Here is a 7,481-nt window from a genome sequence, read left to right on the forward strand (position 1 = left end):
TCATGACAATGAACATATTTCGATGGTCGGTCCTGAGTCTTGCCGGATTCGCGCTGTGCGGCATGACGGGATGCGCCAGATGGATCGACGTCAAATCACCCTCTGCCGATCCCAAAGAGGCCATGACGCACTCACTCCCCAATGATGAACGGGTCCCCTTCGTGACCAACTTGTTTCACCTCTCACGAAACGGGTCCTCGCAATATCCCTCCGTCGACCTCGAGCGGCGGATCTTAAGCAGCATCCAAGAAACCAGTCTGTTTTCGGCATTGATCCCGCTGGGCGAAAAGTCCGACTCACTCGGAGACAAGGCTGTCTCGGCGCGCATTACCGTCGAGGAAACCATCGAGCCTCACTCCTGGCTCTCGGCGTTCAAAGGCATCGTCATCGGAGGATCCATGTTTCTCCTCTCGCCCTTCATCGACCTGGAATATGGGTATGCCGCAACAGTCGCCCTGGAGCTCGAACGGTGGGATGGCCACGTCAAACGCTATGAGGGCCGCTCATCCGGCACAGCCCATTACAAACTGTTCGGCGCCACACCGGTCATGATCGATGAGCTCAAGGGACACGTGACGGAAGCCTGCCTCGCAGACCTGACTCAACAGCTCGTTCGAGACACCAATCTCTATATGGCCAGCAGCGCCCCGCTCCTGGACACCGGCATTCGCACGGTGACAGTGAAAGCCAAAAGACCCTCAACCACACATCCCACCCGTTCTCTTCTTCCGGTCACGACACCCTAGCAAGAACCGGATCGGCCTCTCCACCCAACGTTCTCATCTAGCCGATCCTCCTGTTCTAGTGCTATAGTGTCAGCCAATGGATATTGACGCGTTTCGCCGGATGGTGACCAAGAATCCCAGGGGATTTCTCGGCCGCTATGGGCTCGGCAATAAGATTCTTCAGGAAAACGGCAGCAGCGAAGAAGCGGTCGAGCATCTGACGGTCGCCACACAATTGGACCCGACCCATGTAGCCTCTCACTTGGCCTTAGGCCGTGCGTTAATCCGACTGGGTAGGAATGCCGAGGCCACACCTGTTCTGACGGCAGGGATCGACGCGGTGCTTTCTGGCCGATCGAATGGCGGCAAGGACCTCGTGCCCGAGATGCAGGAGTTGCTGCGCTCGCTGTGATGCTTGCGCCTCTACCATAAAGGAGTTTCTCCGTGAACCTCGACGATGCCAGAAAGCGAATTGAATCAGCCGTCACGCAATATGGCCACCATGCCGCCCCCGCGATCGACCTGGTCATGGCAGAAGTACGCTCCGATATGGGAGCGAGCGCATTCAATGAATTGGTTGAAGAGTTTGATCTTGAGCTGACCTACAACATCGCTCCGATGGAATCGGATCATTCCACTAGCTGAAAGAGATTCCTCCCGTTCCATCGTTCACTCGCGATGATTCCCATACACTCCTGCCTATGCCGCTAATCTGGGCTGCTATCTCAGGACATGGATTGGGGCACGCCGCGCAAGTCGTGCCGGTGCTCAACGCATTGAGCCGCCTCATTCCCGACCTTCGCGTGCTCCTCCGAACAACCGTGACTCCCGCGTTCTTCACGGAGCGACTCCTTCCTCCCTGGGACATCAGTTCTGTTCTGCAGGACATTGGGTGTGTTCAGAAGGGGCCATTGACGATCGATGTTGAAGCAACGTGGCGCCGGCACCACTGGTTCCAAAGTTCTTGGGAGGAACGCCTTCAGACAGAGGTCGCGGCGATGAGGTCTGCGGGGCCTGACGTGGTGCTGGCCGATACTCCCTACGTGGCTCTGGCAGCCGGCAAGGCGGCCGCAATTCCATCCGTTGCGCTCGTCAGTTTTACCTGGGACCTCGTGCTCTCCGAGTATACGGCTCCCCCATCCATCGACGCCCAAAGCATTCTCCGGTCGATTCGACAGGCCTACGCTCAGGCCGATCTTGCTCTGCAAATCACACCAGGGCCTCGGATGGAAGGCTTCTCGCGACTGATCAAGATCGGCCCCATTGCCGAACCGGGGACTTCCGTTCGCGAACAACTCGCCCGACTGCTGAAGCTCGGCGACGGAGAACGTACCGTGCTTGTTGGATTCGGAGGAATTCCCCTGGATTCGCTCCCCTTCGACAAGCTGGAATCACTCACCGGCTATCGATTCCTCTTCGACGGCACGGTTCCATCGGGAAGCACACGATTCGTCTCCGTCAAATCACTCCCTTTCTCTTTCAAGACGTTGCTGGCCTCAGTCGATATCATCATGACAAAACCAGGCTACGGGACCGTGGTCGAAGCCGTCGCCGCACACACTCCCCTGATGTATGTCCGACGGTACAACTTCGCCGACGAACAGTCTCTGGTAGATTATCTGCACCAGTACGGACGGGGCGTTGAACTATCGCTCGATGATTTCACCCACGGCCGTTGGAAGGAGTCGTTGCATCATGTGTGTTCGCTATCAACGCCCTCCGAGCCCGCTCGTCCTGCCACAGGGGCCGGTGAGGCCGCAGCGCTCCTTGCTCAATATTTTGGCGCCCCACGAATTTGACGCGCGCGCTTACGCGTCATCTGAATCGTAACGGCATCCTGCTCGTCGTCCGTGCAGAACCTCTCTATCTGGGAACCTGAGACCTCTTCCTGCACGCGCTGCTCCGAACGTCCCACCACGGCAGTCCTCTCTGAGAGGTTGATGTATTCGCACGGCCCCACCCATCACTTCATGCCTCCCAGGTCTCAACCACAATCGGAAAGCAATAGTATTTCCATTTTCTGTCGTCGAGCGTCCCACGCATCTTTTTGCGCGATTTCTTCGTAGAGCAAATCGAGGATGTTATAGTGGGAACCGGTTAGCGGATCATCATCTCGGTCTTGACAACCCACGTTCTATGAATACAACTTCTCAGCTCCCCGCCTCGACGATTGATCCGAAACTCGTGGCCCGAGTGACCAAAGGCGAGCACCATGCCCTGGGCCAGCTCTACGATCAATCCAGCACCGTCCTATTCACTCTGGCCTTGCGCATCCTCGGCAACCGCGAAGAGGCAGCGGATATCCTCCAAGAAATCTACCTCGACGTGTGGAGAAAGGTCGTCCGCTATGATGTCAGCCGAGGCACCCCCATTGCCTGGCTCATCACTCTGACGCGCAGCCGGGCTCTCGACCGATTGCGGACACGCGGTCCTCGCACGCTCCGCCAGATCGGCCCGTCCAATGATGACACCAGGACGAGCCAAATCGACGACCGGCCTACCGGACTTTTTTTTGATTCACAGACCGACCAAGAACTACGGCATCTGATCAGAGAGGCGTGGGCGAACTTGCCGCAGCGACAACAGCAAGCGATTGAATGGGCTTACTATGAAGGCACGCCCGATGCAGAGATCGCGGCGCGGCTCAATCAGCCTGTAGAGGAGGCGAAGAGCTGCATCGCGCTCGGCATGTCACACCTACGCGACGCATTGCATTCATCTTGGGCACAGGATGAAGCGGTATGACCCATGACCAGCTAGAAGCCGCGGTCCCCCTCTACGCCGCCGGAGCGCTCGAGCGGATTGAGCGACGGGCGCTGGAGACCCATCTGCTTTCAGGATGCATCTCCTGTCACAGCACGCTGAAAGAGTATCAATCGGTGGCGGTGACGTTGCCGTTCGGACTCCGCATCACGCCTCCGCCTCGAGCCTTGAAAGACAAGATTCTGTCGTCCTGTGTATCGCCCCTTGCCGCTGAGTCTGAGCCCCCATCATCCTCTCAACCAAGTCTTCAGCCGGGTGAGTGGATGAACCATCTTTTTCCGCCGTCATCCCCGCCGGCCACATCATTCGGGTGGGTGTTGGGTATCGTCGTCTGTGTGGTTCTGATCATCCTGGTATGTGTCGGTTGGAACTCCTCCACTCACATGACCGAAGACAGGGAAAAGTTGGCTCAGCTGCAATCTCAATCGGAGGAAACCGGCTCTCAGCTGGCGGCTCTCCGACAGCAGCTTGATGAAGGAGCGGAACTACTCGCTCAAACCCGAGAGGAACTGCAGCGCCGCATGGCTGAACTGGGAGAGGTCAAAGATCAGTTGATTCAGCGAGAAGCCGAGCTGGAAGAACTGAGAACACTGTTGGCCGAGGGAAGCGGGCGACCGCCGCGAATCCCCTAGCGGAAGCTGAAAAGGTCGCCGGCGGCGTTCCCCGCCTTGCCGAAGCGGTTTCGCAGCGCACGCAACTTCTTACCTGCTCAGGAAGCCGGTCCGCGCTCGCCTCCTTTCCGCTCCTATCCCTCATTTCAGCTCCTATGCTAGCATGCGCTGTGAGCATCAAGGACTCCACGACATTTCCCCCGATGCAGCAAGAACCACGCGATTCCCACTACATGGAGCTGGCGCTCCAGCAGGCCGCTCAGGCCCCTCGCATAGGAGAAGTCCCCATCGGCGCAGTGCTCGTGCGCAACCACGAAGTGATCGCGGCTGGTCACAACTATCGGGAGATTTCGCAGGACCCGACAGCGCATGCGGAAATGATCGTGATCCGCAAAGCCGCGGAGCGATTACGGACGTGGCGGCTTTCAGACACGATCCTGTACGTCACCCTGGAACCTTGCGCCATGTGTGCCGGCGCGATCGTGCAATCTCGCATTGCGCGGCTTGTCTTCGGAGCGTGGGACCCCAAAGCCGGCGCGTGCGGATCGATCTTCGATATTCCAACCGAACGCCGGCTCAACCATCGAGTACACGTGAGGGGGGGATTGCTCGAACAGGAGAGCTGCGTACTCTTGCAGGAGTTTTTTCGGGCCAGGCGAGATACTCTTTCGGAGCGGAACAGTCCCCAAAAACGAACCTCCTAGCACCGAAACGCAAACAGTGAACCTTTGCGCATGGGGTTGATTCGCATGACGCCGGCTCGCATTCCTGGAATGGGAGCCGGCGCGTATCACGATCGAATCAGGCAGGCACCATCGGAGAGGATGGCTGTCCAACTAGAAGCTCATCGATTTCCGATGCATCCAGCACTTCTTTTTCCAGAAGCGCTTCGGCCAATGCCTGCAAACTCGGCATCTGTTCGGTCAGGACCCGTTTGGCCCGCTCGTAGTTTTCCGTGACGAGGCGGGTGATTTCTCGATCGATCTCCCGCGCCATGTCCTGACTGACCTCGCGCGTGGTCCCCAAGGAGCGGCCGAGAAACATCGATTCCTCTTTCCGCCCAAACACGAGCGGCCCCAGCGTTTCACTCATGCCCCATTCGCAGACCATTTGGCGCGCCAGGGCCGTCGCGCGCTCCAAATCGTTGCCGGCGCCGGTCGTGATCTGGTTGAACACCAGTTCTTCCGCGACTCTGCCGCCCATGAGAATCGCGAGCGTGTTGTACACAAACTCTTTGGAATAATTGTGGCGGTCGTCGGTCGGCAATTGCATGGTCACACCCAGCGCGCGGCCTCGCGGAACGATCGACACTTTGTGCACGGGATCGGTGCCCGGCAGCAGTTTGGCCATCAAGGCATGGCCCGCCTCGTGATAGGCCGTGACCCGTTTTTCCTCGTCCGTGAGCACCATGCTTTTGCGCTCAGGGCCCATCACGATCTTGTCCTTCGCCATGTCGAAATCCACGACCCCGACTTCGGTTTTGTTCTGTCGAGCGGCCCAGAGCGCGGCCTCGTTGACCAAGTTTTCCAAGTCGGCGCCCGAGAACCCGGGCGTCCCGCGCGCGATCTTCTCCAGGTCCACGTTTGCGGCCACCGGCACTTTTTTCGTATGGACCTTCAGAATCTCCGCGCGGCCCCGGAGGTCCGGCGGATTCACCACCACTTGCCGGTCGAATCGGCCCGGCCTCAGCAGCGCCGGGTCGAGCACATCCGGCCGATTGGTCGCGGCGACCAGGATGACGCCCTCCGTCGTATCAAATCCGTCCATTTCGACCAGCAACTGATTGAGCGTTTGCTCGCGTTCATCGTTTCCGCCGCCGAGCCCCGCTCCCCGTGACCGTCCGACGGCGTCGATCTCATCGATGAAAATGATGCAGGGAGCCTGCTTTTTCGCTTGCTCGAACATATCCCGCACGCGAGAGGCCCCGACGCCCACGAACATTTCCACAAAATCCGACCCGCTGATGCTGAAGAAGGGCACGCCCGCCTCGCCGGCGATCGCCTTGGCCAATAAGGTCTTGCCGGTGCCGGGCGGGCCCACCACCAAGACCCCCTTGGGAATGCGCCCGCCGAGTTTCTGGAACTTTCGCGGGTCCTTCAGAAATTCGACCGTTTCCTGCACTTCTTCTTTCGCCTCATCGATTCCCGCCACATCGGAAAAGGTCACCTTTTTCCGATCATCGGTCAGCATGCGGGCCCTGCTCTTCACGAGGGACAGGGCCTGGTTCCCCGGCTGCATCCGGCGCATGAAGAACACCCACAGGCCGAGGAAGAGCACGAACGGCCCCCACGTCATGAGCACATTGATATACCAAGGGCTTTCCTCCGGGGGTTTGACCTCAATCTGAACAGCTTTCTCCCGCAGCGCCTGGACAAAATCAGGATAGTCCGCCGAGTAGGTGCGAAGTCGGGTGTTATCTTGTAAAACGCCGCTGATATGATGGCCCCTGATGATGACCTTGGCGACGTCGCCCTTGTCGAGTTTCGCCATGAAGTCGCTGAAAATCACCTGTTCCTCTACTCCTGCGCGCGTCGGCATGTTCCATAGGTTGAGCAGCAAGAGAAGGAACAGGCCTAATACCGTCCACAACATCAGTTTTTGGGTCTTGGTATTCAAGGGCAGCCTCTCACGAATAGTTGGTCACGTCGACTACCTGGTTGCTGTGATGCTCTCACCCTCAGTGTAACGACATGTGGGGTATCTCTATTAGTTTTCTCTGCACCTGACATCCTCCGCCGGTTCAGCCGAACGGAGCGACGGACCTACACGTCCGGGTTCGTCGCTCCTTCCGACCTACGCCGACCTACGCCTCGATCTGCACTCTCTGTAATTGTTCCTCTCCGTACCAGATCGTGTCAGTATCCGGCCTTGGCGTTGGGGTTCAACTGACTGGGGAACGGATCCAGAATCGTCTTCGGCGCATTGTTCCAGATCACGTCCGCCAGATTCGACATCCGGCTCACGATCTGCGCCGCGACCCCGCCCGCCGCCCCGAACAACCCGCACCAGCCCAACGTCACGAAGCCCCAGTGCAACGGCGCCGCAAACAGCTCATCCACAAACCAGAACGCATGGCCCCACTCGTTCAACCCCACGTTCGGCAGAATGAACATCGGCCCCACCACCGCCGCCACCAACGGGAACGACGTCGCTTGGCTGTACAGCGGCAACCGCGTCTGCGCATACAGATAGCTCGACACACCGCACGTGATGTACAACGGGAACGTCCCGTAGAACGCCACAATGGGGCTCGCCGTGAAGCTCGTGTCCCGGATGATCACTTGGTGCCACGCCGCATCCTGCTCCAACGTGTAGCTGCCCGCGTAGTACACGCCCCAGATGTAGCACACCAACCACCCCATCCAGTAAAAGTACCGCTTCA

Annotated in this window: 9 protein-coding genes; 7 read left to right on the forward strand and 2 right to left on the reverse strand. The window is 58.6% G+C overall.

Features of this window, described 5'->3' with window-relative positions; translation table 11 throughout:
• The first annotated feature begins 2 nt into the window (after positions 1 to 2).
• From COMA2_RS06515 to tadA, 7 genes are all read left to right on the forward strand, one after another.
• On the forward strand, positions 3 to 746 hold the full coding sequence (locus COMA2_RS06515) for a hypothetical protein (protein ID WP_090895714.1): 744 nt from the start codon (positions 3 to 5) through the stop codon (positions 744 to 746).
• Positions 747 to 822: 76 nt separating this feature from the next.
• Positions 823 to 1,137: a tetratricopeptide repeat protein gene (locus COMA2_RS06520; RefSeq protein ID WP_090895716.1), complete on the forward strand. Its 315-nt coding sequence runs from the start codon at positions 823 to 825 to the stop codon at positions 1,135 to 1,137.
• A gap of 32 nt (positions 1,138 to 1,169) precedes the next feature.
• Entirely contained in the window at positions 1,170 to 1,370 is a 201-nt protein-coding gene (locus COMA2_RS06525) for a hypothetical protein (protein ID WP_090895718.1), read from the forward strand.
• 56 nt (positions 1,371 to 1,426) lie between these two features.
• Complete coding sequence (locus COMA2_RS06530; protein ID WP_090895719.1) at positions 1,427 to 2,524, forward strand: hypothetical protein; 1,098 nt, start codon at positions 1,427 to 1,429, stop codon at positions 2,522 to 2,524.
• A 337-nt stretch (positions 2,525 to 2,861) separates the two neighbouring features.
• Complete coding sequence (locus COMA2_RS06535; RefSeq protein WP_090895721.1) at positions 2,862 to 3,470, forward strand: sigma-70 family RNA polymerase sigma factor; 609 nt, start codon at positions 2,862 to 2,864, stop codon at positions 3,468 to 3,470.
• Positions 3,467 to 4,120, forward strand: a complete 654-nt coding sequence (locus COMA2_RS06540; RefSeq protein WP_090895723.1) for a coiled-coil domain-containing protein — start codon at positions 3,467 to 3,469, stop codon at positions 4,118 to 4,120. The genes COMA2_RS06535 and COMA2_RS06540 overlap by 4 nt, the downstream gene beginning before the upstream one ends.
• A gap of 182 nt (positions 4,121 to 4,302) precedes the next feature.
• Positions 4,303 to 4,803 (forward strand): tRNA adenosine(34) deaminase TadA, encoded by a 501-nt coding sequence (gene tadA, locus COMA2_RS06545; protein ID WP_090895724.1) that lies wholly within the window; start codon positions 4,303 to 4,305, stop codon positions 4,801 to 4,803.
• A gap of 97 nt (positions 4,804 to 4,900) precedes the next feature.
• Here tadA and ftsH read toward each other — a convergent pair whose 3' ends face one another.
• Together ftsH and COMA2_RS06555 are read right to left on the reverse strand one after the other, a co-directional pair.
• A complete protein-coding gene (gene ftsH, locus COMA2_RS06550) occupies positions 4,901 to 6,715 on the reverse strand; it encodes an ATP-dependent zinc metalloprotease FtsH (RefSeq protein ID WP_090895726.1) in 1,815 nt (604 codons plus the stop codon).
• A 239-nt stretch (positions 6,716 to 6,954) separates the two neighbouring features.
• Positions 6,955 to 7,481, reverse strand: a 527-nt coding sequence (locus COMA2_RS06555; RefSeq protein ID WP_217490649.1) for a methane monooxygenase/ammonia monooxygenase subunit C, incomplete at its 5' end; no start/stop codon positions are given.

The organism is Candidatus Nitrospira nitrificans (genome assembly GCF_001458775.1).
GTDB lineage: Bacteria > Nitrospirota > Nitrospiria > Nitrospirales > Nitrospiraceae > Nitrospira_D > Nitrospira_D nitrificans.

What these genes read in the sequence shown, in the direction of transcription:
- tadA (WP_090895724.1), top strand. Translation starts at nt 4,303, where the DNA reads ATGCAGCAAGAACCACGCGATTCCCACTACATGGAGCTGGCGCTCCAG.
- COMA2_RS06535 (WP_090895721.1), top strand. Translation starts at nt 2,862, where the DNA reads ATGAATACAACTTCTCAGCTCCCCGCCTCGACGATTGATCCGAAACTC.
- COMA2_RS06515 (WP_090895714.1), top strand. Translation starts at nt 3, where the DNA reads ATGACAATGAACATATTTCGATGGTCGGTCCTGAGTCTTGCCGGATTC.
- COMA2_RS06520 (WP_090895716.1), top strand. Translation starts at nt 823, where the DNA reads ATGGATATTGACGCGTTTCGCCGGATGGTGACCAAGAATCCCAGGGGA.
- COMA2_RS06530 (WP_090895719.1), top strand. Translation starts at nt 1,427, where the DNA reads ATGCCGCTAATCTGGGCTGCTATCTCAGGACATGGATTGGGGCACGCC.
- COMA2_RS06540 (WP_090895723.1), top strand. Translation starts at nt 3,467, where the DNA reads ATGACCCATGACCAGCTAGAAGCCGCGGTCCCCCTCTACGCCGCCGGA.